26 protein-coding genes are annotated in these 24,670 nt (G+C 74.2%); 5 read left to right on the forward strand and 21 right to left on the reverse strand.

The features are described 5' to 3' along the window. Positions 1–14: 14 nt before the first annotated feature. From E4A51_RS09560 to E4A51_RS09615, 12 genes are all read right to left on the reverse strand, one after another. Positions 15–569 (reverse strand): DUF3291 domain-containing protein, encoded by a 555-nt coding sequence (locus E4A51_RS09560; RefSeq protein WP_046529638.1) that lies wholly within the window; start codon positions 567–569, stop codon positions 15–17. Positions 570–651: 82 nt separating this feature from the next. Continuing rightward, on the reverse strand, positions 652–1,905 hold the full coding sequence (locus E4A51_RS09565) for an NAD(P)/FAD-dependent oxidoreductase (protein ID WP_134851599.1): 1,254 nt from the start codon (positions 1,903–1,905) through the stop codon (positions 652–654). Positions 1,906–1,978: 73 nt separating this feature from the next. Continuing rightward, positions 1,979–2,692, reverse strand: a complete 714-nt coding sequence (locus E4A51_RS09570; RefSeq protein ID WP_087507757.1) for a rhodanese-like domain-containing protein — start codon at positions 2,690–2,692, stop codon at positions 1,979–1,981. Continuing rightward, positions 2,689–3,645 carry an alpha/beta hydrolase fold domain-containing protein gene (locus E4A51_RS09575; RefSeq protein ID WP_206120018.1) on the reverse strand — a complete coding sequence of 319 codons (957 nt, stop codon included), beginning with the start codon at positions 3,643–3,645 and terminating at the stop codon, positions 2,689–2,691. Before E4A51_RS09575 ends, E4A51_RS09570 begins: the two co-directional genes overlap by 4 nt. Next, the gene (locus E4A51_RS09580) at positions 3,638–5,278 is read right to left on the reverse strand and encodes an amino acid adenylation domain-containing protein (RefSeq protein WP_134851600.1); all 1,641 of its coding nucleotides are present in this window, start codon (positions 5,276–5,278) and stop codon (positions 3,638–3,640) included. Before E4A51_RS09580 ends, E4A51_RS09575 begins: the two co-directional genes overlap by 8 nt. Next, positions 5,275–5,748: a GNAT family N-acetyltransferase gene (locus E4A51_RS09585; protein WP_046529641.1), complete on the reverse strand. Its 474-nt coding sequence runs from the start codon at positions 5,746–5,748 to the stop codon at positions 5,275–5,277. The genes E4A51_RS09580 and E4A51_RS09585 overlap by 4 nt, the downstream gene beginning before the upstream one ends. After that, a complete protein-coding gene (locus E4A51_RS09590) occupies positions 5,745–6,221 on the reverse strand; it encodes a hypothetical protein (RefSeq protein WP_134851602.1) in 477 nt (158 codons plus the stop codon). Before E4A51_RS09590 ends, E4A51_RS09585 begins: the two co-directional genes overlap by 4 nt. A gap of 46 nt (positions 6,222–6,267) precedes the next feature. Next, positions 6,268–7,629, reverse strand: a complete 1,362-nt coding sequence (locus E4A51_RS09595) for a condensation domain-containing protein (protein ID WP_070319012.1) — start codon at positions 7,627–7,629, stop codon at positions 6,268–6,270. Positions 7,630–7,938: 309 nt separating this feature from the next. After that, a complete protein-coding gene (locus tag E4A51_RS09600; protein ID WP_134851603.1) occupies positions 7,939–9,720 on the reverse strand; it encodes an ABC transporter ATP-binding protein in 1,782 nt (593 codons plus the stop codon). After that, positions 9,717–11,591, reverse strand: a complete 1,875-nt coding sequence (locus E4A51_RS09605) for an ABC transporter ATP-binding protein (protein ID WP_134851604.1) — start codon at positions 11,589–11,591, stop codon at positions 9,717–9,719. Before E4A51_RS09605 ends, E4A51_RS09600 begins: the two co-directional genes overlap by 4 nt. 401 nt (positions 11,592–11,992) lie before the next feature. Continuing rightward, positions 11,993–12,358: a hypothetical protein gene (locus tag E4A51_RS09610; protein WP_070319013.1), complete on the reverse strand. Its 366-nt coding sequence runs from the start codon at positions 12,356–12,358 to the stop codon at positions 11,993–11,995. Beyond that, positions 12,355–13,443, reverse strand: a complete 1,089-nt coding sequence (locus tag E4A51_RS09615) for a serine hydrolase (protein WP_134851605.1) — start codon at positions 13,441–13,443, stop codon at positions 12,355–12,357. Before E4A51_RS09615 ends, E4A51_RS09610 begins: the two co-directional genes overlap by 4 nt. A 91-nt stretch (positions 13,444–13,534) precedes the next feature. On the opposite strand from E4A51_RS09615, the gene E4A51_RS09620 reads away from it, so the two are divergent. The 3 genes from E4A51_RS09620 (at position 13,535) to E4A51_RS09630 (ending at position 16,186) form a co-directional block, all read left to right on the forward strand. Next, entirely contained in the window at positions 13,535–14,764 is a 1,230-nt protein-coding gene (locus E4A51_RS09620) for a sensor histidine kinase (protein ID WP_167748887.1), read from the forward strand. Continuing rightward, entirely contained in the window at positions 14,761–15,363 is a 603-nt protein-coding gene (locus E4A51_RS09625) for a response regulator transcription factor (protein ID WP_134851607.1), read from the forward strand. The genes E4A51_RS09620 and E4A51_RS09625 overlap by 4 nt, the downstream gene beginning before the upstream one ends. 67 nt (positions 15,364–15,430) lie before the next feature. Further along, entirely contained in the window at positions 15,431–16,186 is a 756-nt protein-coding gene (locus E4A51_RS09630) for a phosphotransferase (RefSeq protein ID WP_134851608.1), read from the forward strand. A 72-nt stretch (positions 16,187–16,258) separates the two neighbouring features. Here E4A51_RS09630 and E4A51_RS09635 read toward each other — a convergent pair whose 3' ends face one another. Next, a complete protein-coding gene (locus E4A51_RS09635; protein ID WP_134851609.1) occupies positions 16,259–16,996 on the reverse strand; it encodes a hypothetical protein in 738 nt (245 codons plus the stop codon). 235 nt (positions 16,997–17,231) lie between these two features. Beyond that, the gene (locus E4A51_RS09640) at positions 17,232–18,065 is read right to left on the reverse strand and encodes a hypothetical protein (RefSeq protein WP_070319018.1); all 834 of its coding nucleotides are present in this window, start codon (positions 18,063–18,065) and stop codon (positions 17,232–17,234) included. A 550-nt stretch (positions 18,066–18,615) separates the two neighbouring features. Between E4A51_RS09640 and E4A51_RS18340 the strand changes: the two genes are divergently transcribed. Next, complete coding sequence (locus E4A51_RS18340) at positions 18,616–18,765, forward strand: hypothetical protein (protein ID WP_167748888.1); 150 nt, start codon at positions 18,616–18,618, stop codon at positions 18,763–18,765. Between the two features lie 111 nt (positions 18,766–18,876). On the opposite strand, the gene dnaB is transcribed toward E4A51_RS18340, so the two are convergent. Beyond that, a complete protein-coding gene (gene dnaB, locus E4A51_RS09645) occupies positions 18,877–20,250 on the reverse strand; it encodes a replicative DNA helicase (RefSeq protein ID WP_226239506.1) in 1,374 nt (457 codons plus the stop codon). Positions 20,251–20,603: 353 nt separating this feature from the next. Here dnaB and E4A51_RS09650 point away from each other — a divergent pair, with 353 nt between their 5' ends. Next, complete coding sequence (locus E4A51_RS09650) at positions 20,604–21,956, forward strand: MATE family efflux transporter (protein WP_070319021.1); 1,353 nt, start codon at positions 20,604–20,606, stop codon at positions 21,954–21,956. Positions 21,957–21,976: 20 nt separating this feature from the next. On the opposite strand, the gene E4A51_RS09655 is transcribed toward E4A51_RS09650, so the two are convergent. The 6 genes from E4A51_RS09655 to rpsF all read right to left on the reverse strand — a co-directional run bounded on the left by E4A51_RS09655 (position 21,977) and on the right by rpsF (position 24,533). Further along, positions 21,977–22,321 carry a hypothetical protein gene (locus tag E4A51_RS09655; RefSeq protein WP_134851610.1) on the reverse strand — a complete coding sequence of 115 codons (345 nt, stop codon included), beginning with the start codon at positions 22,319–22,321 and terminating at the stop codon, positions 21,977–21,979. Further along, on the reverse strand, positions 22,318–22,593 hold the full coding sequence (locus tag E4A51_RS09660; RefSeq protein WP_134851611.1) for a hypothetical protein: 276 nt from the start codon (positions 22,591–22,593) through the stop codon (positions 22,318–22,320). Before E4A51_RS09660 ends, E4A51_RS09655 begins: the two co-directional genes overlap by 4 nt. Positions 22,594–22,839: 246 nt before the next feature. Then, a complete protein-coding gene (gene rplI, locus E4A51_RS09665; RefSeq protein WP_046529657.1) occupies positions 22,840–23,289 on the reverse strand; it encodes a 50S ribosomal protein L9 in 450 nt (149 codons plus the stop codon). 14 nt (positions 23,290–23,303) lie between these two features. Continuing rightward, a complete protein-coding gene (rpsR, locus tag E4A51_RS09670; protein WP_013118893.1) occupies positions 23,304–23,540 on the reverse strand; it encodes a 30S ribosomal protein S18 in 237 nt (78 codons plus the stop codon). 74 nt (positions 23,541–23,614) lie between these two features. After that, a complete protein-coding gene (locus E4A51_RS09675) occupies positions 23,615–24,145 on the reverse strand; it encodes a single-stranded DNA-binding protein (RefSeq protein ID WP_087507740.1) in 531 nt (176 codons plus the stop codon). 94 nt (positions 24,146–24,239) lie between these two features. Next, positions 24,240–24,533 (reverse strand): 30S ribosomal protein S6, encoded by a 294-nt coding sequence (gene rpsF / locus E4A51_RS09680; protein ID WP_046529659.1) that lies wholly within the window; start codon positions 24,531–24,533, stop codon positions 24,240–24,242. Between the last annotated feature and the right edge of the window lie 137 nt (positions 24,534–24,670).

The raw sequence follows: 24,670 nt of genomic DNA on the forward strand, positions 1-24,670 counted from the left end.
CGGGAGGTGCGGCGTCAGGCGCCGGTGCTGCGGCTCTCGGCGAGGCCGCGGACCCGCACGGGCGTGCCGTCGGCGGCGAACGCGGTGCGCAGCGTGAACGCGGACGGCGTGGGCCCGTGCTCGTGGAGGTGCTCGAGGCGGGCGCACGCGTCGGCCCACGTCGGGATCTCGTCGTCGCCGACCCACCACACGGCGTAGGTCGGCCACTCGGGCTTGAGGAACCACGCGTGCCGCTGCGCGAGGGCGGTGCGGTGCGTGCCGGAGTACACGAACGCGAAGACGGACTCGAGGTCGGTCCACAGCGACAGCGTCGACGCACGGCTGTCGGTGTCGTCGGTGCGCCCCCCGGTGTAGAAGCGCGGCACCTCGAACCGACCCCACTCCCCCCAGTCGCGCGAGAAGTTGGTCAGGTGGCTCTGGTCGGGGCTCTCCTTGGCGCGGGCGACGAAGCCCGGGCTGCCCTCGGCCTGCGCGAACGTCGGCGGCGTCAGGTCGTCGAACCCCTGCACCACGGGGTCGCCGTAGGGCCTCTTCAGGATCGCGAACGTCGTGAAGGCGACACGGGGCATCGGCCTCTCTCCTTCGGCGTCGGGGACGGTGGCAGATGGTCGGTCCGGGGGTCGGACCTGCGTCGGACCCCCCGCGGGCTCGTCACGCGGGCGTCGCCGCGGGGCGGCGCCGCGCGGACAGCACGGCGCGCATGAACGCGGCCTGGAACTCGGCGGGGACCGTCATGCGACCCGTGAGCCGCAGGTAGTCGGCGCTCAGGCCCGGGTCGGCGCACACGGTCCCGAAGGTCCGTCGCTCCGACTCCTCGCCCCGGCCGACCAGCGAGTCCGCGCAGATCCCGTCGACGTGCGGCACGATCTGCGCGTCGTGGCGCGACGCGTACAGCGCGAGCCCCGCCGCGACGTCGTCCGGGTCCCACGACCGGCCCGCGAGCGCACTCGCCAGCAGGTCGGCGGACAGCAGGGAGAACCCGCAGCCCGTCCCGCTCATCGCGTCGAGCGACACGACCGCGTCGCCCACGAACGGCACGCCGTCCACGACGGGACGGCGCACCTGGTTGGGGTAGTCGGTGTAGCCCAGCACCGGCGAGTCGAGCGTCGCGTGCGTCATGTCGGGGGCGGCGTCGAGCGCGGCGAAGTACCGCACGAGCTCACCGCCGTGACCGTCCCCGCGCCATCCCTGCACGCGCGACGGGTGCGAGAACAGCACGAGCTCGGTGCGACCGCCGACCAGCGGGTACACGCAGGCGAGGTCGCCGTCCTTCCGGACGAAGACCGACCGGTCCTGGTCGGGCGCCGGGATCCCCCGGAAGTACCCGAACACCGCCGCCCGCTCGTTGGGCCGGACCACCGCGTCGTTGCCGAGCAGGCCGGCGACGCGCGACCGGCGGCCGTCCGCCGCCACGACGAGGCGAGCGCGCGCCCGCCGCGGGCCCGCGGCGTCCCGGAGCTCGACCGACCACCCCTCGTCGTCACGCACCAGGCCCTCGAGCGCGGTGCCGTCGAGGAACCGGGCACCGACCTCGTGCGCGCGGCGCCGCAGCGCCGGGTCGAGCACGCGCCGCTCGACGTTCAGCGCGTACGAGTCCGGCCGGGCCGGGTCGTAGCCCGGCCCCGGAGAGTCGACGACGCCGCCGACCGTGACGAAGACCGCCTTCGTCGGCACGGCGTGCGGCCGCCCCCGCAGCTCCGACAGGCCCAGCGTGTCGAGCAGCGGCACGGCGTGCGGCTGCAGGAAGTGCGTGCAGAGCTGCTTGTAGTGGCCGTCGTCGAGCGACCGCTTGTCGACCACGACGACGTCGTGGCCCGCCGCGGCGAGCCGGATCGCGGTCGCGCAGCCGGCGAGGCTCCCGCCCACGACGAGGACGTCGCACACGACGTCCCGCGGGCCGGTCACCGCCCCCACCTCCGGCCGCGGCGACGGTGCCCGCACGCGCGCGGACCGGTCCGGCGCGGGCGGTCGGCGGGGCTCATCCCTCGCACCCGCACGTCGAGGAGTGGCTCGCGTCGACGCGGCACGCGACGGACGAGCCCTCGGTCGGGTGGCCGTCGCGCTTCCACCAGTCGAGACCGCCGATGAGCTCACGGACGCGGAACCCGGCGGTCGAGAGCTTGAGGGCCGCCTTGGTGGACGCGTTGCAGCCGATGCCGTCGCAGTACGCGACGTACAGCGGCTCGCGCGAGAGGTCGGCCAGCGAGTCGGCGGACATCGAGCGGTGCGGGATGCTGACGGCGCCGCGGATGTGCTCGGCCTCGTACGCGGCGGCGCTCCGCCCGTCGACGACGACCACGTCCTGGCCGTCCTCGAGGGCCTGCGCGAGGTCGAAGGAGTCCATCTCGTAGGCGAGCTTGGCGCTGTAGTGCGCCTGCTGGTCGCGCAGCTCGTCGGTCGTCGTGGCGGTGCTGGTGGTCACGGTGTCGTCTCCCTGGTGGAATCGTGCGGCGAGGGCGTAGAGGTCGGCGAGGGTGCTGGGCGTGACGAGCGAGTCGGAGTGCTCGAACATGTCGACCCCGGCGTCGTCGAGCAGGCTGACGATGACGCTGATGGTCAGGAGCGAGTCGAGCCCGAGCTCGCTCAAGGCGGTGCTCTCGGGGACGGCCGCGACGTCGACGGGGCGGCCGAGGGCCGCCTCGAGGTAGCCGGCGACCTTGTCCCTCACGGTGTCGTGCAGTGCGGTGGTCATGTCGTCCTCCCAGGTGTCGTGCCCCCGTCCCCCGCGGGGGTCCGGAGCGTGCGGGTGAGTCCGGTCGCGATCGACCGGACCGCGTCGCGAGCGGCCGGCAGCCGCGGCGCGTAGAGGCAGAAGTCGTGCGGCAGCGCGGGGAACACCTGGTGCTCGACGGCGACGCCGCGCGCGCGCAGCCCGTCGACCCACGCGTGCCCCTCGTCGCGCAGCACGTCGCAGCCGGCGGTCACGACCAGCGGCGAGCCCAGCCGCGCGAGGTCGACGTCGGTGAGGTGCATCGGGTCCAGGTCGCGCTCGGCGAGCGCCGGGCGCAGCAGTCCGCGGAACAGGCGCATCCGGTCGCGGTCGAGGAAGTACCCCTCGCCGAACTCGTCGTACGAGCCGCGCTCGCCGTGCAGGTCGAGCACGGGGTAGAGCAGCCCGACGCGCTCGAAGGCGCCCGGGCACACGCGCAGGGCCAGGTGGAGCCCCAGCAGCCCGCCGACGCTGTCGCCCAGCAGGAGCAGACGACGCGGCGCGAGCGTGTGGCAGCGCTCCCGCACGCGCCGCGCGAGGTCGTCCACCGACTCCCCGACCGCGTGCTCGGGGGCCTTCGCGTAGTCGAAGCACTCGACCGGCGCCCCGACCTCGTCCGCGAGGACCTGCAGGAACGGCGCGAAGACCGCGGTCGAGTAGTAGACCATCCCCCCGCCGTGCAGGTAGACCACCCGCACGTCGTCCCGGGCCCCGGCGGCGCCCGACGGCCGCACGACGAGCGAGCCGGCCGACGTGCGCTCGCCCCGCACCTCGGCGCCCGCCGGTCCCGCGCCGAACCGTGCGACCCACCGCTCGGCCACCCGCCGGTCCTCGACCAGCGGCCGGTCGGGGCGGACGGGGCCGACCATGAGCGCCCGCGCGACCGCGAGGCGGGCGAAGTCGGCGTCGAGCGCCGCCACGGCCCCCTCACGCACGGACCGCTCCGTCCGGCACGGGCGCCGCGTCCGCCGCGCCCAGCAGGAACCGGGTCCGGGCGGTCCCCGCGGCGGCGTCCGCGAGGCGTCGCACGAGGTCCTTCTCGTCGGTCTTGCCGGTCGACGCGACCGCGAGCGACGGCGACCAGCCCAGCAGCGTGGGGCGCATGTACGTGGGCAGCAGCTCGTCGAGGCGCGCCTCGACGACGTCGAGCACGTCCGGGTCGGGCGCCACGACGAGCAGCGCGATGACGTCGTGCCCGTCGCGCGGCACCACGGCGACGGCCGCGCGCTCGACCGCGGGGCAGCTGAGCGCGGTCTCGCGGATCTCGCCGAGGTGGATCCGGCGGCCGGCGAGCTTCACCTCGTCGTCGTCGCGGCCGCGGAACACGAGCTGGCCGTCGTCGTCGTAGCTGCACAGGTCGCCGGTCCGGTAGTAGCGGACGCCGTCGACCACGACCACGCGGCGCGCGGTCTCGTCGGGCTGGTCGACGTACCCGCGCATCACCTGGGGGCCGCCCACCCAGAGCTCCCCGACCTCGCCCGGGCCGACCGGTGCGCCCGCGTCGTCGACGAGCCGGACCTCGACGCCCCTGAGCGGCGTGCCGATCGGGTAGGAGCCCACCCGGTCGGGGTCGACGTCGCGGACCTCGTAGGCGAGGCACACGATGGTCGCCTCGGTGGGCCCGTAGACGTTCAGCACGCGCGTGCCGGGCAGGCGCGTCTTCCACAGGTTGATGACCTTCGGGTCGCACACCTCCGCCCCCGTCATGACCATCTCGAGGTCCGGGAACGTCTCGCGCGTCACCTGGCGCCCGTCCTGCGTGATGATCGTGAGCAGGGTCGACACCGCGATGAGGTGCGTGATGCGCTGCCGGCGGATCGCGCCGCGCAGCATCGGACCGGCGGGCACGCCCCGGAACTGGTGGACGTACGCGCCGAGCGAGAGCGGCAGCAGCGTGTCCTCGACGGACACGTCGAAGTGGAACGGCGACAGGCTGAGCACGCGCGACGCCGGCGTGAACCGCAGCACCTCGTTGTGCGCCGCGAAGTACGCCATGAGGTTCGCGACCGTGACGTCCACGCCCTTGGGCTCGCCGGTCGAGCCCGACGTGAAGATCACGTAGGCGCTGTCGTCGGGCCGGTGGGGCACCGTGCGCCAGGTGCGCACGGGGCCGTCGAGCAGCGCGTCGAGCGCACGACGACCCGTCCACGGGACGTCGTCGACGAGGGCCGGACGGTCGTCGAGCGCGACGACGGCGCGGGCGGCGAGGCGCGCGAGCATCCGACGCAGCCGCTCGGGCGGTGCCGTGCCGTCCAGCGGCACGTAGACGGCGCCGCACTTCCACGCGGCGACGGCGACCACCGGCACGAGCGCGCTCTTCTCCGTCAGCACCACGACCCGGTCACCCGCGCGCACACCTCCCGCCGCCAGGTGCCGCGCGAGCGTCTGGGCCCGCTCCTCGAACGCACCGAAGGTGAGGCTCACGGTGCCGTCGTCCACGGCCGTGCGGGTGGGCCAACGCGTCGCCGCCACCCGCACCAGGTCGCCGAGCGGCGGGGCCGTGCACGCGCGGTCGTCCGCGTCCACCGACCACGGGGCCAGCGGCTCCTGCAGCTCGCTCGTCGTCACCGTGCCTCACGCCCCTCGACCTCGTAGGTGAACCGCTGCTTGGCGCGCGACCGGGCGCCGAGGTGCTCGTAGAAGCCGATGCCGGTGGCGTTGTCCACCGGCGTCTGCCACTCCAGCCACCCGCACCCCTGCTCGTGCGCGAACGCGACGAGCCGGTCGAAGAACATGCGCCCGAACCCGCGCCCGCGGTGCTCGGCCCGCAGGTACAGGCAGTCCAGGTACGCGAACCGCCGGGCGCTCCACGTGGCGAAGTCGGTCGTCGCCGTCATGAACCCGCACATGCGGTCCCCGTCGAGCGCGGCCCACGCGTGCAGCGCCGGCACGTCCGCGTCCAGCGCGGCCCGCCAGCGGTCCACCTGACCGTCCTCGCGGAACTCGGCCCGCTCGTACGCGGCGTGCTCGCGGCACAGCTCCAGCAGCTCGTCGAGCCGGTCCGTCGGCAGCGGCACGACCGCGAGCGCGCCGCTCACACCCACCCCTCGAACGTCGTCGCGAGGTAGTCGTCGAGCGTCTCGCGGTCCAGCCGGCCCCGCAGCATCACGGTCGTGACCCAGGCGTCCCGCTCGAACGCGACGACCTCGAGCTCCCACACGCACGCGACCAGCTGGCGCTGCTCGAGCGGCACGAGCGTCGTGCGGCCCTCGGCGTCCACCTCGACGCCCCGCACCCAGTGCTTGAGCATGTCGGCGTCGTACCACTGGCTGACCAGCAGGTAGTCCCGCTCCATGCCCGCGTGCAGGATGAGGAAGCCGGCCTCGTGGTCGCCCGGCCCCGCGGGGCCCTCGAGCACCGTGGCCGCCTGCTCCTCGAGCCACGCGGGGCTCGGCAGGCGGTCGCGCTCGGCGGGACGGGCGAGCATCGCGTACGCCTTGAGCACGCGCCCGTGGACGCGCACCGGTGGGAGCGTCCGCACGAGGCGCGGCGCGTAGGCGAGCGGGTTCACCGCCGCCTCCGGGCGACGCGGTCGACGCCGTCGTGCGCGGCGGCCCTCACGGTGCCACCGCCTCGACCACGACGGACTCCATCTCGCGCAGCAGCGCCTCGACGCGCGGCTCGGGCACGAGCGCCGTGTCCGCCATGAGGTACAGCACGCACGCGCCGTCCGCGTCGTCGACGCCGACGAAGCACGTGGCGTCCTGCCGGTCCCACGAGCCGACGTGCCGCACGCGCGTGCCGTCGCGCAGCGCCCGGACCGCGTCCACGTCGGGGTACGCGTCGACGTCCACGCCCCAGTCCCGCCCGATCCGCATGTCGTTGAAGAAGCAGCCGAGGTCGAGGTCCGCGTCTCGCGCACGCTCCTGCGCGACGAGCTCGTCCCGCGCGCGCGGGTCGTACTGCGCGTGGCGGTACGCGTTGAGACCCGACGCGAACGCGCGGCGCGCCGTCGTGGCGAACCCGCCCGGCGCGTCGGCCCCCGAGACGTCGATCGCGAACAGCGCGTTCTCGGCGAGCGGCGCCACGAGGCTGCGGCTGCGCTCGTCGAGGCGGTTGCTGGCGATCAGCTGGAGGACCACGCGGTCCTGCCCGACGAGCCGCCCGAGGACGACCGAGGCCGCCGCGAGCAGGACCGTGCCGGTGCTCACGGCGCAGCGGGTCGAGACGAGGGTCGCCGCGACGGCGAGCGCACGCGACTCGAGCGCGAGGCGGACGAAGCGTCCCGGCGCGGGTGCGGGGTCGGCCGGCGGGAACAACGGACGGGGCGCGGCCGCGAGGGTCCGGCGCCAGTACGCGAGCGCGGCCTCGCCGCGCGCGGCACCGGCCTCGCCGGCCTCGTGCGCGGCCTGGTCGAGGGGCTGCCAGGTCGGTGCGTCGGCGACCTCGCCGGCCAGGAGCCGCCGCAGGTCCTGCGCCACCAGGTCGGCGGCCCACCCGTCGACCGCGAGGTGGGAGGCCGCGACCACGACGTGCGTGGCGCGCCCGTGGTCGCGCAGCACCCCCACGCTCAGGGGCAGCTCGACGTCGTGACGGAACGTGTGGCCGGCGAGCTCGGACGCGAACGCGCGGGCGGCGGCCGTGTCGGCCGCACCGTCCGCGTCGGCGACGTGCACCGTGAGCTCGCCCTGCGGGCGGACGTGCTGCGTCCAGCCCTCCGGCGTCTCGTGGAACAGGCTGCGGAGCCCTTCGTGCCGCACGAGCAGGTGCTGGACGGCGCCGAGGACCGTACCCTCGTCGACCCCGGCGGGGACGTCGACCACCCGCACGAGGTTGAAGTACGAGGCGTCGTCGCCGAGCCAGCGGATCGACGAGTAGATGGAGGCCTGGCCCCAGGTCATCGCACCCGTGCGCTCGCCGGCGCCCGTGAACGTGACGCTGCGGGTCGAGCGGCGCTCGGCCGTCGAGGTCAGCTCCATCGTCCACCGCCCGCGGCCTCGTGCGGCCGGGCGCCGGCGTCCGACGCGCCACCTCGGCGCGGGGCACGCGACGCGAACCCCGGGCACGACGAGCATTTCTCTTCTTCACGCACCATCACGCAATTCCCCCTGACACGGCGACCCCCTGTGTCGCAAAAATGACGCTAGCAGGAGCACGATCGCCGTTGTCAACAGTGCTGGCACTCTTCTTTGACACGATTGTTCGGGCGATAAAAATGGCGCGCCGAAGCCCGCCCTCACCGAAGGAAAAGGGCGGGCCCGAGCGTCGCGGGCGGCCGCGAGGCGCCGTCAGCGCGCGTACGCGCGCGCCTGGAGCCCCCACAGGTCCGCGTAGCGCCCGCCCGCGACCAGGAGCTGGCCGTGGGTGCCCTGCTCGACCACCCGGCCGCCCTCGAGGACGACGATGTGGTCGGCGAGCTGCACGGTCGACAGCCGGTGCGTGACGAACACGGTGACGCCGCCGACGGTGGCCGCGACCTCGCGGGCGGTCTCCTGGTACGCGTCGACGAGCCGCTGCTCCGCGAGCGCGTCGAGCGCCGACCCGGGCTCGTCCAGGACCAGCAGGAGCGGGTCCGGGCGCATGAGCGTCCGCGCGAACCCGACCGCCTGCCACTGCCCGCCGGACAGGTCACGCCCGTCCGCGTAGCCCGTGCCGAGCACGCCGTCGAGCCCGACCTGCTCCCCCAGGCCGTCGGCGCGCGCACGGTCGAGCGCGGCCCCGACCGCCTCGTGCGCGAACCCGGCCGGCAGGTGGCCGATGCCGACGCTCTCGCGCAGCCCGAGCTCGACGCGAGCGAAGTCCTGGTGCAACGCGGCGGTGCGCTCGCGCCAGGCGTCGGGCGCGACCTCCGCGAGGTCGGTGCCGCCCACGAGGATCCGCCCACCGGTGGGCGGGTAGAGGCCCGTCAGCAGCTTGAGCAGCGTGCTCTTGCCCGCACCGTTCTCGCCGACGACGGCGACGGAGGTACCTCCCGGCAGGTCGAGGTCGATGCCGCGCAGGGTGTCCTCGTCGGCACCCGGGTAGCGGAAGCGCAGCCCCTCGAGCCGCAGGCCGCGGGCGCTCGCGGCGGCGGGCGGCAGGCCCGCCGTGGGCAGGGCCTCCTCCGTCTGCTCGGCCTCCAGCGCCGCGAAGCGCCGCAGGCCCGCAGCGGCGCGGTGCACGGTGCCGAGCAGCTCGATGCCCGTCGCCATCTGGGTCGCGAGCTGCGTCGCGAGCACCACCGTCAGCACGACGTCACCGGCGCTGGCACGCCCCTGCCGCACGAGCTCGAACGCCCACACGACGGCCCCCACGTAGGCGACGCCGAACGCGAGCTGTCCGAGCCCTCGTCGCAGCGCGTACCGCCGGTCCGCACGGGCCATGGCGGACCGGTAGCCGCCGAGCAGGTCCCGCTGCCGCCGCAGCAGGTAGTCGCCACCGCCCGAGAGTCGGATCTCCTTCTGCGACCCGGGGCTCGTGGCCAGGCGGCGCAGGTGCCGCACGCCGCGGGTGGTCGTCGACTGCGCCTCGCGGGTCTCCTGGAACTGCGTCTCCGCGCGCCGCCCCGCGACGACGGGCACCACGGCGGCGGCGATGAGCAGCAGGAACCACGGCGAGAGCGTCACGAGCACCGCGGCGGTCAGCAGCACCTGCACGGCCGTCGCACCGAGCTGCAGGCCCGACTGGACGGTCTCCCGCATCTGCAGCACGTCCTGCCGGAGCAGGTCGACGCGGTCGGCGTGCGCGGGGTCGTCGCTGCGGTCGAGGTGGGCGGATCCGTTGACGAGGCGCACGAGGTCGCGGTTGAGACGCTCCTCGGTGAGCTCCGCGAGCTCGAAGTAGTAGAGGTGCGCGAAGTGCGCGAGCATCAGCTCGCCCGCGAGCGCGACGGCGAGCGTGACACCCCACGCGGTGGCGCTGCGCGGGGCGCCCGCGTCGACGCCGTCGACCACGCCGCCGGCCGCGAGGCCGACGACGGGCGTCGCGACCGCGCCCAGCAGCAGCAGCGTCGCGCCCGTGGCGAAGCGGCGCCGGTCGAGCGCCCACGCGATCGCGAAGAGCCGACGCAGGCAGAACAGCACGTCCCTCACAGCGTGGCCCCCTTGAGGTCGGGGACGTGCGGGGCGCCGTCGTCGGCGAACCGCCGCGCCTGCACGTCGAACATCTGCGCGTACACGCCGCCCGCGGCGACCAGCTCGTCGTGCGTGCCGGCCTCGGTGATGCCGCCGCCGTCGAGGACGACGATGCGGTCCGCGTTGCGGACGGTCGAGAACCGGTGCGAGATGACCAGGCTGGTCACGCCGCGCGTGAGCTCGAGGAACGTGTCGTAGAACTCCGCCTCGCCCCGCGCGTCGAGCTGCGACGTGGGCTCGTCGAGGACGAGCACCGACGCCCCGTGGCGGACGGCGAACAGCGCCCGCGCGAGCGCGATGCGCTGCCACTGCCCGCCGGACAGCTCACGACCGCCCTCGACGGCGCGCGTCAGGGGCGAGTCGAGCCCCAGCGGCAGCTCGTCGAGCAGGCCCCCGAGCCCGACCTGCGCGAGCGCGGCGACGACGCCCTCGTCGTCGTCCCGGTGTGAGATCGCTCCCATCGCGACGTTGTCGCGGAGGTCGAGCTCGTAGCGCAGGAAGTCCTGGAACGTCACGGCGAAGTGCCGCTGCCAGCTGCGCGGCTCGAACGTCGCCAGGTCGACGCCGTCGACCGTGACCGACCCGCCGTCGGGCGCGTAGATCCCGGCGAGGACCTTGACGAGCGTGGACTTCCCGGCGCCGTTGACGCCGATGAGGGCCGTCGAGGTCCCGACGGGGAGGGTGAGGTCGACGCCGTCGAGCACGGGCCGGCCCGGCTGGTAGGAGAACGTGACGCCGGAGAACGTGACGTCGCGCGCGGGGGCGGGCGCCTCGACCCGGTCGGCGGTCGCGCCCGCCTGCTCGCGGATGGTCGCCTCGAGCTCCTGCAGAGCCGTGTACGCGGCCCTCCCGTAGACCAGCTTGATGTCCGACTCGGGGAACATGACGCCGAAGCGGGCGCACAGCACCACGGCCTGGACCGCGACGCTGACCGCCACGAGCCGCGACGCGCCGTCGGTGCCGCCGTCGACGACGAGGAGCAGCGCGACCGCCGAGCCCAGCAGGGCCGCGATCGCGTGCCCGACGAACGGCGCGCCGTACACGCGTCGGCGCCACGTCCACAGCGGCTCCAGCCAGCTCCGGGTCTCCGTCGCGAACCGGTCCTGCAACCAGCCGACGAGCCCCAGGGTGCGGATCTCCTTGGCCGCGCGCGTGCTGGTCGCGAGCTCGCGCACGTACGCGACGCGGCGACGGGCCGGCTGGAACGACTCCCACAGCGCGCCCCAGCGGTGGAACGCCTCGGCCTGCCCCTGACGGGCGACGAGCGCCGCGACGGCGCCCGCGAGCGCCGCCCAGGGGCCCGCCGCCCAGCCGAGCAGGACGACGGCACCACCGAGCTGCACGTAGCGCGCCGTGAGCGCGAGCCCGCCCTCGAGCGCGGTCCCGGGCGTCCAGGTCCACTGCTCGAAGGCCTCGTCGACCTGCGTGAGACGGTCGGCCACGTCGGGCCGCTCGAGGCCGGCCAGCGTCGCCTCGTCGAGGGTGAAGCGCGTGAGGCGCTCGATGCACGCGGCGTCGACACGGCGCGCGATCTCGCGCGACAGCACGAGCTGGAGCGGGGCCAGCACCTGCTGCAGCAGGAAGGCGGCGATGGCGACCCAGAGCGCGGGTGGCAGCGCTCCCGAGACGACCTGGGGCAGCGCGAGCGCGGTGCCGACGAGGAAGACCACGGGCGCGACGCCGGCCACGACGTGCACGGCGAGCGTGCCGGCCACGAGCCCGGCGCCGGCGTACGGCACGAGCTCGAGCATCTGACGTGCGGCCGCGCGGCGGCGGTGCACCCGCTCGCGCACCAGATCCGGCAGGCGCCCCGCTCCCCCATGCGTCACGATCGGTGATCCTGGCAGCGTCCACAGGGGCGGCGTCAACCATCTTTCGTCCTCGTCTCGAATGTCGAGCACCGGCGGAAAGACGACCACGGGCCGCGAGTCAAGGCCTGACTCACCCTCGGGCGGTCGTCGTTGACAACCGCGCGCCCCGACCCGTCGGCGTGCGCCGCGCACGACATTCCTGCTCAGGAGCCGATACGACCCGCCCGGCGCACGACGAGCAGCGGCCGCATTTCCTCGCCGCCGCGTCGGGAATCGCCGCCCTGCGGAGAAATCGGACGCACGTCCAGCGCGCCGCCCGCGTTCCCGGACGACGCCACGCGTGCCGCGTCGTCCCGGTAGGCCCGGCGGCCGGCGCCCGTGCCCCGGCGCCCGTGCCCCGGCGCCCGGTCGCACCGGCGTCAGAACGCCGCGGCCCCGAGGACGAGCACCGTGCCGCACACGAGCGCGGCCCCGCCGAGCCGCAGCACGCGGAACCACGCCCGGCGGCGCGGCCGCCACCCGGGCACGCTCCCCCACCGCAGCACGGCACCGGCGGCGCCGACGGCCGCGAGCGCGACGGCCGCGACCCACAGCAGCACCGGCACCCCCGCCCAGCCGACGAACGTCCGCGACAGCACGAACAGCGTGAGCAGCCCGACGCTCTCGGCGACCGCACCCGTGCGGTCCTTCAGACGCAGGCGCTCGGGCCCCCAGGCCCGGGCGACGTACAGCGCGGCGAACGCGACGAGCGCGAGGGCGACGGTCAGGGAGGTCGTGGCGGTCATCGGTCGTATCCGTTCTCGACGAGGCCCACGGCGACGTCGGGCAGCTGGGAGGCGGTGTTCGACAGGACGACGGCACCGCGGCCGCCCGCGCGGTCGAGGGCCAGGTAGGACGCGAAGCCGCCGGTCTGGCCGTTGTGGAGCGTGAGCGTCGGGGCGTCGTCCTGCTCGAGCACGAGCCACGCGTACGCGACGGCACCGAGCTCGCCCTCCAGGTGCGGGTCCATCGCCGCGGCGCCGGGGGCGGTGCCGTCGAGCAGCGCGCGCACGTACCGGGCCATGTCGCCGACCGTCGAGCGGACGCCGCCCGCGGGTGCGAACGCCGCGAGCGACCACGGCTGCTGCGCGATCCCGGACGCGGACCACCCGGTGGTCGGGTCGTCGAGGTCGGCGTCCTCCAGCACGACCCGGGTGCGCGTCATGCCCAACGGGTCGAGCATCCGGTCCTGCAGCAGGTCGACGTACGTGGTGCCGGCGACGCGCGCGAGGGCGTGCCCCAGCAGCGACATGCCGAGGTTCGAGTACACGTAGCGCCCGGGCGAGACGAGCTCCTGCCGGCCGGCCATCGCGAGCAGCTCGTCGAGCGACGCCTCGTAGGGGTCGCGGTTGGTCGTGACGGCGACGTACAGCGACGGCAGCATCTCGACGGGCGCACCGGGCAGGCCCGACGTGTGGTTCGACAGCGTCTCGAGGGTCACGCCCCCGGCGGGCGTGCCGGCCAGCTCGGTCAGGACGCTGCCGAGGGTCTGGTCGGGCGTCACCTCGCCGCGCTCGACCGCGACCTGCAGGAGGTTGCCCGTGAACGTCTTGGTGAGCGAGCCGATCTCGAACTCGGTGGTGTCGTCCGCGCCGAAGCCGGTCGTGACGGTGCCGTCGGGGCCGTCCGCGAGGTCGACGTAGGCGAGGGCGACGCGGTCGAGGGCGCCCTGGTCGCGGGCCGTCCGCTCGACCGCGCGGGCCAGCGCGGCGTCGCCGCTCGTGTGCGGCTGCAGGTGCGGGGACGGCGGGAGGGTCGTGAGGCCGACGGTCAGCACGGCGGCCGCCGTCACCGCCGCGACCACCCGCGGGAGCGTCGTGTTCCTGGTCATGCACCCATCCCAGCGGCGGGCGCGCGGCGCCAGAAGTGCCGTGATGTCACCGGCGACCGTGACATCTGTCCCGGTTGCTACGCTCCGCGACGTGAGCCGACCTCGGCCGCCGGGGGCACCGGTGACGCCCGACCTGCGGGCCGTGCGCGGTCTGACGGCCGCGTCGTTGGGCGTCGCCGTCGTGGTCGCGGGGCTCATGCCGCTGCTGCTCGCGGTCGACGCCCCGGTGGACGCCCGCTCGATCACCCTGGTGGTCACGACGGTGCTGTGCCTCGTGCTGGCGTTCGCGGCGATCGGCGGGACGGTCGAGGTCGCGGCGGGCGACGCGCCGTCGCGCACGCTCGTGACGACCGTGGTGCTCACGGTCGTGCTGGCCTGCGCGACGTGGGGCGTCGCGCTCGTCCCACCGTTCGCGGGGTGGGGGTGGGCGTTCCTCGTCGCGTACGCGGGCGGTGCGGCGGCGTGCGTCGTGCACGGGCGACGTCGGCTCGCCGTGCTGCTCGGCACGTGCGTGGTGATCGGTCTCGGCGGGGTGCTGTCGGAGGCCGCGTCGCGGGACGCCCCGGCGGCGGGGCAGGTCGACGGCGCGCTGGGGACCGCGATCGTCGTCAGCGTCGTCGCGCTGTTCGTCGTGATGCCGCTGAGCATCGTGTGGGTCCTGCAGGTCGTCGTCCGGCTCGACGACGCGCGGCGCCTCGCCGACGAGCTCGCGGTGGCCCGCGAGCGCCTGCGGTTCGCGACCGACCTGCACGACCTGCAGGGGCACCACCTGCACGTCATCGCGCTCAAGAGCGAGCTGGCCGAGCGGCTGCTCCCCGACCGCCCGGCCGACGCCGCGCGCGAGCTCGCCGACATCCGGGAGGCGGCGCGCACCGCCATCGAGGACACCCGCGCGGTCGTGCACGGGTACCGCACGGTCACCGTCGACGCCGAGGTGCGCAACGCGGCGGCGGTGCTCGGCTCGGCGGGCATCCGCTGCGCGACGCACGTCGACGCACCCGGCCTGCCCGCGGACGTCGGCGGCGTGCTGGCCGTGGCCGTCCGCGAGGCCGCGACCAACGTGCTGCGGCACAGCGCGGCGCAGGAGGCCACGATCGTGCTCGTGCAGGACCAGGGCGGCGGGTACCGCCTGACCGTGACCAACGACCGCCCGGACCCCGCGGGCGAGCCCGGCACGGGGCTCGTGGGGCTGCGCGAACGGCTAGCGACGCAGCGCGGCACGGTCGAGACGCACCGCGACGACGACGCGTTCACGCTCGTGGTGACGGTGCCGCCGCGGCCCGTCGGCCGGCCGGCGCGACGCACGGCGGGTGCGTCGTGATCCGCGTCCTGCTCGCCGACGACGAGGAGCTGCTGCGCGGCGCCCTCACGGCGCTGCTGGGGCTCGAGCCGGACATCGAGGTCGTCGCCGACGTCGCCGACGGCGAGGCCGCGCTCGCCGAGGTCGTGGCCCTGGTGCCGGACGTCGCGCTGCTCGACCTCGAGATGCCCGGGCTCGACGGCATCGAGGTCGCGGACCGGCTGCGGCGGCGCGTCGTGACGCCCGTCGTGATCGTGACGCGGCACGCGCGCCCCGGTGCGCTCAGGCGCGCGCTGGCCGCCGGCGTGCGCGGGTTCGTGCCCAAGTCCACGCCGGCCGCGGAGCTCGCGCGCATCATCCGGCTCGTGGCCGCCGGCCAGCGGTACGTCGACGCGCAGCTCGCGGCCGCGGCGCTCACCGAGGCGGAGAGCCCGCTGACGCCTCGCGAGGTCGACGTGCTGCGGCTGATCCGCTCGGGCCTGCCGTCCAAGAAGATCGCGCGCGAGCTGGGACTCGCGCCCGGCACCGTGCGCAACCACACGTCGTCCGCGATCGCGAAGCTGCACGCGGACTCGGGGCACACCGCGGCGGCCGTCGCGTGGGACCGCGGCTGGATCTGACCCGAGGCCCGAGGCCCGAGGCCCGACGCCGCGGCGGCCCGCGGGGCCGGGGTGGGACGATCGCGTCATGGAACGCGCCGGTCCGCAGGACGTCGCCGAGCAGACGCTCGACGGCGGCAACGTCAACGCCGTCGTGCGGGTCGGCGACACCGTCCGACGGTCGGCCGGCCCGTGGACCCCGACCGTGCACGCGCTGCTCGCGTGGGTGCGGGCGCGCGGCGTCACGTGCCTGCCCGCGCCGCTCGGCCGGGACGACGAGGGCCGCGAGGTCCTGGGCTGGGTGCCGGGCGACGTCGTCGGGTGGCCCGCACCGGCGTGGCTGTGGGACGCCCGCACCCGCGCGCAGGCGGGCGCGACGCTGCGCGCCGTGCACGACGCGACGGTCGGGTTCGACCTCGCGGGCGCCGTCTGGCGCTCCCCCGCGCACGCCCCCGCCGAGGTGGTGTGCCTCAACGACGTCGCGCCGTACAACATGGTGTTCGACGGCACCGAGTTGATCGGCCTGATCGACGTCGACATGGCCTCCCCCGGCCCGCGCGCGTGGGACCTCGCGTACCTCGCGTACCGGCTGTGCGGCTGGTGCGAGGACACGCCCGCGCCCGACGACGCCGCGCCCGCCGAGCGCCTCACGGACCTGCTCGCCGCCTACGGCGCGGACGCCGCCCCGACGGTCGACGACGTGCTGGCGACGATGGTGGTGCGGCTGCACGACCTCGCGGACTGGACGGACGCGCACGCGCGCACCACCGGCCGCCCGCAGCTGCTGGAGCACGCCGCGATGTACCGGCGCGACGCGGAGCGGGTCGGTGGACGGCGACCGTGACGTGCATCCACGTGCGACTCACGGGCCACCTGTGCAACAGCCGGGCGACGGCTGAGACCGTCGCGACGGCGCTCAGGCCGCCGGGGGGAGCTTCGCGAGCGCGGTGGTGACGATCTGGTCGAGCGTCGCGGGGTCGGCCGCCTCGATGCCTCCCACGCCGAGGGCCACCTGCACCTGACCGATCGTGACCAGGACCAGGTCCTGGATCAGCTCGAAGCCGTCGGCGGCGATGACGGCGCGCACAGCCGTGGACCTGTCTCCGTACGCCGGGATCTCGAGCGCACTCAGCGTCGCCGTCGCCTGCGAGCCGTCAGGGAAGCCCACGGCGAAGGTCTGGCAGGAGGCGATCCGGGCCGCGACGTCCTCGACCCAGCTCTCGGCGAACGGCGCCGCGTACGAGCTGACGTCCTGACCGAGGATGGCACCGTCGCTCGAGAGGCCGATGTGCGCCACCGCGCTGGGCGTCTGGTCGGCAGCGACGACCTCGAGGCCGTCGAGGACGTCACCGCACGCGGCCGGGTCGTAGGTGGTCCCGTCGTCCGGCGTGTCCAGCAGCGCGTCGGGGTCGTCGACGAAGGCGGGGAAGTCGGCCGTCGTGAGCACCGAGGCGTCGACCTGGGCCTGCGTCAGCGTGTACGCGGGCGCCACCGACGGCGTGGGGCTCGGCGTCGGGCTGGGCGTGGGCGTCGGTGTCCGCGTCGCCGCGCTCGTGGCCGGTGCCGCAGCGTCGCTGGATCCCCCGCATCCCGAGACGGCCAGGGCCAGTGCGACGACGGCGGCGGCGGGGACTCGGACCAGGAGCGAGCGCATGGTGGACCTGTCTGCAGAAGGCGGGAGGGGCGGCGCCAGTCTCCGCCGACCGGGAGCTGCGCACAGCCAGTTCATCGGTCATTCCCAGACTGTGACCGAACCGAGATCACCGGCACTCCCGCAGCAGCACCCGGTCTGACCTGCGGAAGAGCGCGTGGCGACGGCGAGTCGGCGCCACCGGACGGCGCGGCGGTGGCCCCCGGGGACCACCGCCGCGTGCCGGACGTGGGTCGGACTACTGCACCGCCACGAAGGTGTCGTTCGACGCGATGTCGGGCGAGACGGCGAGGACACCGGACTGCCACTCGGCGGGCACCTCGAGCAGCTGGTCCCCCGTCACGGTCCCGCCCCCGTACACCGTCGAGAGCGAGTCGAACGGGTTCTCGGAGATGAACACCGTGGATCCGTCGAGGCCGTCGATCGTCGTGCCGTCCGCCGTGACGAGCTTGACGGTCGCCCAGGACGTGGCGCCCTGGGGGTCGTCACCGTTGTACGTGGCCGTCAGGTTGACCGCGATCAGCGCCGAGCCCGGGGCGGCCGTCTGCCCCAGGGAGTCGGCCTCGACCGGGGTCACCGAGTTGATCGTCACCGTCCAGTCACCACCCGTGACGGCCGAGCCGAGCGGGGCGGGGTTGTCGCGGGACGTCCCGAGCTCGGCGGGCGCCGCCTCGTCCGCGTCGTCGTCGGCGGCGGGGGCGGTGTCGTCCGTCGTCGCCGCAGGCGTCTCGACGGTGGTGCCGGTCGCCTCGTTCAGCGCGTCGTCGACCGCGCTGACGAACGCGACGTTGACGATGATCCCGACGACCACGGCGAGCGCCCCGAGCACGAGGCCGGCGATGGCGAGACCCTTCCCCGAGCCGGTCGTCCTGCTCTTCACCAGCCCCACGACCGCCAGGACCGCTCCCACGACGCCCAGGACGATGCCGCCGATGTTGATCACCGGGATGAAGGACCCGAGGAAGCCGAGCAGCGCGACCACGAAGCCGGCGGTCGCGAGGCCGTTCCCCGCCTTGGGGGCGACCGGCTGCGGGCTCGGCGGCGGCGGAGGCGGTGCGTAGGTGTCGGACATGAGGGCTCCCCTGTGCATGCTGGTGTCTGGTGGCCGGAGAGCTCGCTCCCCGAGTGAAGCGGTCGTCGCCCGAGCCGGCGCGACGCCGTCCACCCCGCTGGATCGGACACGCCCGCGCCGGGCTTGAGGGGTCCGAGGTCCCGGTATCGCCCGGGAGGACGGCACACGCCCGGCCGGACCGCCGTCAGCGGGAGCGACGCACGACGAGGGCGACGAGCTCCGGGCTGCAGCCCAGCGCGTCCGCGATCGCGGAGTAGCTCCACCGCGCGGGGTACTCACGAAGCCCGCGGCGTCGCTGATCTACTCCACACCACCGATCGACCCGCGGATCGCGGCGCAGCGTGGGCTCTTCGTGCTGCACAGCCAACCACTTAGCGCGGCCGAGTCACCGCGGTCCGAGTTGGGCGTCGTCAAGCCACCGAGCAAGACATGGGTTCGGTGACACGAGGATCGGCTCGAGAAACTCTGCGGGACCAGAAACCAGGCAAACAAGCGGGGCAGGCTGGGGCCGAGGTTTCCGAGCATCATCGGCATCGTCGTCCCGGCCAGCGTGAAGAAGCGCCTCTCGACGATGCTCGAGGTCAACTTTGGCTTCAACCTCTCCACTGTGTACCCGGACTTCGCCAGCATCGCACAGGCGTACGAGACCAGCAGCAGCTGGCACCTGTCCCTGCCGCTGCTGCGCCGGCGTCGTGCTTGAAGCATCCAGGATTGATCCCGTAACCATCTTGCTTCTCGACACGCATAGCACGGCATCTGTGCAGTGTCGCGAGACGCCTGTGCCGCTTATCGGCGCGGTCGACAACCGCAGTTACATCTGCATGTCCACGAACCGCGAGTAGTGCCCCTGGAACGCGACGGTGATGGTGTCGGTGGGACCGTTACGGTGCTTGGCGACGATGAGGTCAGCTTCCCCCGCTCGCGGCGATTCCTTTTCGTACGCATCCTCGCGGTGCAAAAGAATAACCATGTCAGCATCTTGCTCGATGCTGCCACTTTCGCGAAGGTCGCTCATCGCCGGCCGCTTGTCCGTGCGCTGCTCGGGCCCACGGTTCAGCTGCGAGATCGCGATGACGGGGACCTCGAGCTCCTTGGCGAGCAGCTTGAGCGCACGCGAGAACTCCGAGACCTCCTGCTGGCGGGACTCGACGCGCTTGCCCGACGTCATGAGCTGCAGGTAGTCGATGACGACGAGCTTGAGGTCGTGACGCTGCTTGAGGCGCCGGCACTTGGCGCGGATCTCCATGAGCGACATGTTCGGCGAGTCGTCGATGAACAGCGGCGCCTCGCTGATACGGCCCATGGTCGCGGCGATCTTCGCCCAGTCCTCCTCGCCCATCTGCCCGGTACGCAGCTTCTGCAGGTGCACGCGCGCCTCGGCGGACAGCAGACGCATCGTGATCTCGTTGCGGCTCATCTCGAGCGAGAACACGACGGCGGCCATGTCGTGCTTGATCGCCGCCGACCGGACGATGTCAATTCCCACCGTTGACTTACCGATGGCAGGCCTCGCCGCGATGACGATCATCTGCCCGGGGTGCAGGCCGTTGGTCAACCGGTCCAGGTCCGAGAACCCGGTGGGCACGCCGATCATGCCCTCGCCGCGGTGCCCCGCGGCCTCGATCTCGTCGACCGTGCCGCCGATGATCTCCGACAGCGGCAGGTAGTCCTCGGACGCCCGACGCTCGGTGACGGCGTAGACCTCGGCCTGCGCGTTGTTGACGAGCTCGTCGACGTCGCCGCCGTCGGTCGCGTACCCGAGCTGCACGATGCGCGTGCCCGCCTCGACGAGCTTGCGCAGGATCGACCGCTCGCGCACGATCCGCGCGTAGAAGCCCGCGTTCGCCGCCGTGGGGACCGACGCGATGAGCGTGTGCAGGTACGCCGCGCCGCCGATGCGCGCGATGTCGCCGCGCTTCGTCAGCTCGTCCGACACCGTGATGGCGTCGGCGGGCTCGCCGCGGCCGTACAGGTCGATGATCGCGTCGTAGATCGCCTCGTGCGCGGGACGGTAGAAGTCCGTGCCACGCACCTGCTCGATGACGTCGGCGATCGCGTCCTTGCTGATCATCATGCCGCCGAGCACCGACCGCTCGGCATCGAGGTCCTGCGGCGGCGTGCGGTCGAACCCGCCGCCGCCCCGGTTCCCGCTGTCCGGCGGCGCGCCGTACTCGAGGTCCTCGATGGTCAACCCGTCACCCACTCCAGCTCGCCCGCACCCGACGGACACCTGTCCTACCGGGACCCACCGACAGTCCCCGCGGACGCGCCCCGCACGGCGGGCGACGCAGCCGGTACCGGACCTGTCCTCGCGAGGCTAGGCCCCGGCCGTCGCGGACCCAAACGGGTGTGTGCACAGACCGGTGGACAGCCTGTGGACAGTCCCTTCACGCCTGTGTGCACAGGCTGGGGACACACCTGTGGACAGAGCGGGTGAGGGCTCCGTCCACCCGCCGCGACCGGCGCATACGCTGTGCACGTGCTGTGGAGCGACAACTCTTCGACCCACGTTCACCAGGTGGACGCCTGAGCCGCCCCGTGGACGCCCACGACGACCCCTCGACCCCCGCGCCGCGCCCGCCCGGCGTCGACCGGCAGATCCTCGCGCTCGCCGTCCCCGCCCTCGGCGCACTGGTCGCCGAGCCGCTGTTCGTGCTCGTCGACTCCGCGATGGTCGGCCACCTCGGCACCGACGCGCTCGCCGGGCTCGCGCTCGCGTCGACCGTCCTCGTGACCGTCATCGGCCTGTGCGTCTTCCTCGCGTACGCCACGACCGCCGCGGTCGCCCGGCGCCTCGGAGCGGGCGACCGGCAGGGCGCGCTGCAGACCGGCGTCGACGGCATGTGGCTCGCGCTCGGCCTCGGGGTCCTGCTCGCCGGGCTCGCGTGGGTCACCGCGCCGTGGGTGCTCGCGGCGCTCGGCGCGCGCGGCGAGGTCGCCGTGCAGGCCGTCACGTACCTGCGGTGGTCCGTCCCCGGCCTGCCCGGCATGCTGCTCGTCCTCGCGGCCACGGGCGCGCTGCGCGGCCTGCAGGACACCCGCACACCCCTCGTCGTCGCCGCCTCCGGCGCCGTCGCCAACGCCGCGCTCAACGCGACGCTCATCTACGGCGCCGGGCTCGGGATCGCCGGGTCCGGCCTCGGCACCGCGATCGCGCAGCTCGGCATGGGCGTGTGGCTCGTCGTCGTCGTGGTGCGCGGCGCGCGCGGCTCCGGGGCACGGCTCACGCCCGCCGCCGGCGGCATCTGGGCCAACGCACGCGCCGGCGTCCCGCTGCTGGTACGCACCGCGACGCTGCGTCTCGCCATCCTGCTGACCGTGTGGACCGCCACCGGGCTCGGCGCCGCCGCGCTGGCCGGGCACCAGGTGGTCAACGCGGTGTGGGGCCTGACGGCGTTCGCGCTCGACGCGCTCGCCATCGCCGCGCAGGCGCTCGTGGGGCACGCGCTCGGTGCGCGCGACGTCGCCCGCACGCGCGCCCTGCTGCGGCGCACGCTGCAGTGGGGCGTCGGCGCCGGGGCTGTGCTCGGCGTGCTCGTCGGCGCGCTCGCTCCGCTGTACGTGCGGGTCTTCTCCCCCGACCCCGACGTGCAGCGCGCCGCCGTCGTCGGGCTCGTGGTCGCGGCCGTCGCGCTGCCCATGGCCGGCTGGGTGTTCGTGCTCGACGGCGTGCTCATCGGCGCCGGTGACGGCCCGTTCCTCGCGTGGGCGGGTGTCGCGACGCTCGTCGCCTACGTGCCCGCCGCCCTCGCGGTGCACGCGTGGGCGCCGCCCGGAGCGGCCGGCCTCGCGTGGCTGTGGGTCGCGTTCGCGGTGGTCTTCATGGCCGCCCGCGCGATCAGCACGGGGCTGCGCGCACGCGGTACCCGGTGGATGGTCGTCGGCGCCTGAGCGTCCGCCCCGGGGCGACCTCAGTCGCCTCCGCCACCGCCGTCGCCACCGCCGGACCCCGCGCCCGCGTCGCCCGGTCCCGCGTCGTGCGCCGCATCGTCGCCGCTCTCCCGGGTGCCGTCGGCACCTGCCGCGGCGCCGCCGGCGTCCTCACGCTTCTCGTCCCCGCCCGGGGACGAGAACCAGCCCGTCGACATGGCCATGAAGACGATGCCGATCGTGAGGAACGCGATGCCGCCGCCGTCGGAGTCGCCCGCCATCTGCGTGATCCCGAGGACGAAGAACGTCACCCCGATCGCGAGGAACGCCCCGTTCTGCGCGCGCTTCGACGACGTCCCGCCGCCCTTCCGCGGCGCGTCGCTCACCGGTCGTCCTGACCCGTGACGCGCCCCGTGACCTGCACCGCGCGCGAGCGGCGCACGTACGTGCCCAGGTAGCCCGCGGCCACCGCGGTCAGCACGACGCCCACCGCCAGGAACGTGAGCCCGAGCACCGTGCGACCCAGCGCCGTGAACACCGCGCCGAGGGCGAGCAGCGGCGCACCCACCGCGAACATCGTCCCGCCGACGGCGGCCTGCTGCGTCGGGGCCGCCGTGGTCGTGGCCTGCGCGTCCGTGGTGCGCTTCTGCGTGCTCATGTCGTGCCTCCTGGTTCGTCCTGACCTCTGCGACGAGCCTAGGCAGCACGGTGGTCGCGTCCCACCGCCCCGCGACCGATCCTCCCGCTCCGTCCGGAGGCGGAGAAGACGGCGCACGCACCGCGGGTCCTGCGCCTGGCGGACGAGGTGCGGGACGAACGGACGCCCCCGGCGCCGACGCCGGACACGACGAGGCCCCGCACCGCCGGAGCGGTACGGGGCCTCACGAGCTCGCGTGGGAGCAGGTCAGGCGGCGACGACCTTGACGGTCACCTTGGCCGAGACCTCGGGGTGCAGACGAACCTGCACCGCGTACTCGCCGAGCGTCTTGATCGCCTGGGCGACCTCGATCTTGCGCTTGTCGACCGACGGGCCGCCGACGGCCTTGATCGCCTCGGCGATCTCGGCCGTGGTGACGGCACCGAACAGACGGCCCGACTCGCCGGCCTTGGCCGACACCGTGACGGCGTTCGCCTGGAGCGAGTCGCGCACAGCCTTCGCGTCGTCGAGCGTCGCGATCTCGCGCGCCTTGCGGGCACGACGAATCGCCGAGACGTCCTTCTCGGCACCCTTGGTCCACGGCGTGGCCAGGTTGCGCGGGACGAGGTAGTTACGGGCGTACCCGTCCTTCACCTCGACGACGTCGCCGGGGGCACCGAGACCGGTGACCTCGTGGGTCAGGATGATCTTCGCCATGGGTCAGTCCTTTCTCAGCGGGCCGACGACGAGTACGGCAGGAGGGCCATCTCGCGGGCGTTCTTCACCGCACGGGCGATCTGGCGCTGCTCCTGGACGGAGACGCCGGTCACGCGACGCGCGCGGATCTTGCCGCGGTCGGAGATGAACTTGCGGAGCAGAGCCGTGTCCTTGTAGTCGACCGTCTCGATCTTGGCGGCCTTGAGGGGGTTCTGCTTCTTCTTGGGCTTGCGGACGACGGGCTTGGCCATCGTGGTGCTCCTTGTCTGTGGAGCCCCGAGCGTTGCCGTGCTCGGGGATGAGAATCAGGTGTGCGAGGCGCCGATCAGAACGGGGGCTCGTCGGAGTAGCCGCCGCCGGACCCGCCCGCGGGCGTCGCCCACGGGTCGTCGGTCTGGCCGCCGCCACCGGAGGACTGACCCCCGCCGCTGAAGCCGCCGCCACCGCCGTAGCTGCCACCGCCGCCGCCACCGAAGCCGCCACCGCCGGACCGCTGGGTCTTGGTGACCTTCGCGGTCGCGTACCGCAGCGACGGGCCGACCTCGTCGACCTGCAGCTCGTACACGGTGCGCTTCTCGCCCTCGCGGGTCTCGTACGAGCGCTGCACGAGGCGGCCCTGCACGATGACGCGGGTGCCCTTGGTGAGGGACTCGGCGACGGACTCGGCCGCCTCCCGCCAGATCGAGCACCGGAGGAACAGCGTCTCGCCGTCCTTCCACTCGTTGGACTGGCGGTCGAACGTGCGGGGCGTGGACGCGACGGTGAAGTTCGCGACCGCGGCGCCCGACGGGGTGAAGCGCAGCTCCGGGTCCCCGGTCAGGTTCCCGATCACCGTGATGGTGGTCTCGCCGGCCATGACGGCCTCCTCGCTCGTTCGTACGGTTCGGCTGCGGCGTGGTGCCGCGGGTGCTGGCGCCCGACGCTAGCGACGGGCACCCACACGGGCAGGATCACGCCTCGCGGCGCAGGACCTTCGTGCGCAGGACGACCTCGTTGAGGCCGAGCTGACGGTCCAGCTCCTTGGCGGTCGCGGGCTCCGCGGTGAAGTCGACGACGGCGTAGATGCCCTCGGCCTTCTTCTTGATGTCGTACGCGAGGCGACGACGGCCCCAGACGTCCACCTTGTCGACCGTGCCACCGTCGGTCTTGACGACCGACAGGTACTTGTCGAGCGACGGGGCGACGGTGCGCTCCTCGATCTCGGGGTCGAGGATGATCATGATCTCGTACTGACGCAGGCTCATACCCACCTCCTCTGGTCTTCGCGGTCACGGTCGGTCCGTGACAGGAGGGTTCTCGTGCGTCTCGCCGTGACGCACCACCGACGAGGCGTCAGGGGTGCAGGCACGACGAACCGTCCGCGAGGGACGGCGATCGCCCA

The sequence above is a fragment of the Cellulomonas sp. HD19AZ1 genome, assembly GCF_004535805.1.
GTDB lineage: Bacteria > Actinomycetota > Actinomycetes > Actinomycetales > Cellulomonadaceae > Cellulomonas > Cellulomonas iranensis.

What these genes read in the sequence shown, in the direction of transcription:
- rpsR (WP_013118893.1), bottom strand. Translation starts at nt 23,540, where the DNA reads ATGGCCAAGCCCGTCGTCCGCAAGCCCAAGAAGAAGCAGAACCCCCTC.
- E4A51_RS09615 (WP_134851605.1), bottom strand. Translation starts at nt 13,443, where the DNA reads ATGACCAGGAACACGACGCTCCCGCGGGTGGTCGCGGCGGTGACGGCG.
- E4A51_RS09610 (WP_070319013.1), bottom strand. Translation starts at nt 12,358, where the DNA reads ATGACCGCCACGACCTCCCTGACCGTCGCCCTCGCGCTCGTCGCGTTC.
- E4A51_RS09630 (WP_134851608.1), top strand. Translation starts at nt 15,431, where the DNA reads ATGGAACGCGCCGGTCCGCAGGACGTCGCCGAGCAGACGCTCGACGGC.
- E4A51_RS09675 (WP_087507740.1), bottom strand. Translation starts at nt 24,145, where the DNA reads ATGGCCGGCGAGACCACCATCACGGTGATCGGGAACCTGACCGGGGAC.
- rpsF (WP_046529659.1), bottom strand. Translation starts at nt 24,533, where the DNA reads ATGAGCCTGCGTCAGTACGAGATCATGATCATCCTCGACCCCGAGATC.
- E4A51_RS09635 (WP_134851609.1), bottom strand. Translation starts at nt 16,996, where the DNA reads ATGCGCTCGCTCCTGGTCCGAGTCCCCGCCGCCGCCGTCGTCGCACTG.
- E4A51_RS09660 (WP_134851611.1), bottom strand. Translation starts at nt 22,593, where the DNA reads ATGAGCACGCAGAAGCGCACCACGGACGCGCAGGCCACGACCACGGCG.
- E4A51_RS09560 (WP_046529638.1), bottom strand. Translation starts at nt 569, where the DNA reads ATGCCCCGTGTCGCCTTCACGACGTTCGCGATCCTGAAGAGGCCCTAC.
- rplI (WP_046529657.1), bottom strand. Translation starts at nt 23,289, where the DNA reads ATGGCGAAGATCATCCTGACCCACGAGGTCACCGGTCTCGGTGCCCCC.
- E4A51_RS09640 (WP_070319018.1), bottom strand. Translation starts at nt 18,065, where the DNA reads ATGTCCGACACCTACGCACCGCCTCCGCCGCCGCCGAGCCCGCAGCCG.
- E4A51_RS09595 (WP_070319012.1), bottom strand. Translation starts at nt 7,629, where the DNA reads ATGGAGCTGACCTCGACGGCCGAGCGCCGCTCGACCCGCAGCGTCACG.
- E4A51_RS09570 (WP_087507757.1), bottom strand. Translation starts at nt 2,692, where the DNA reads ATGACCACCGCACTGCACGACACCGTGAGGGACAAGGTCGCCGGCTAC.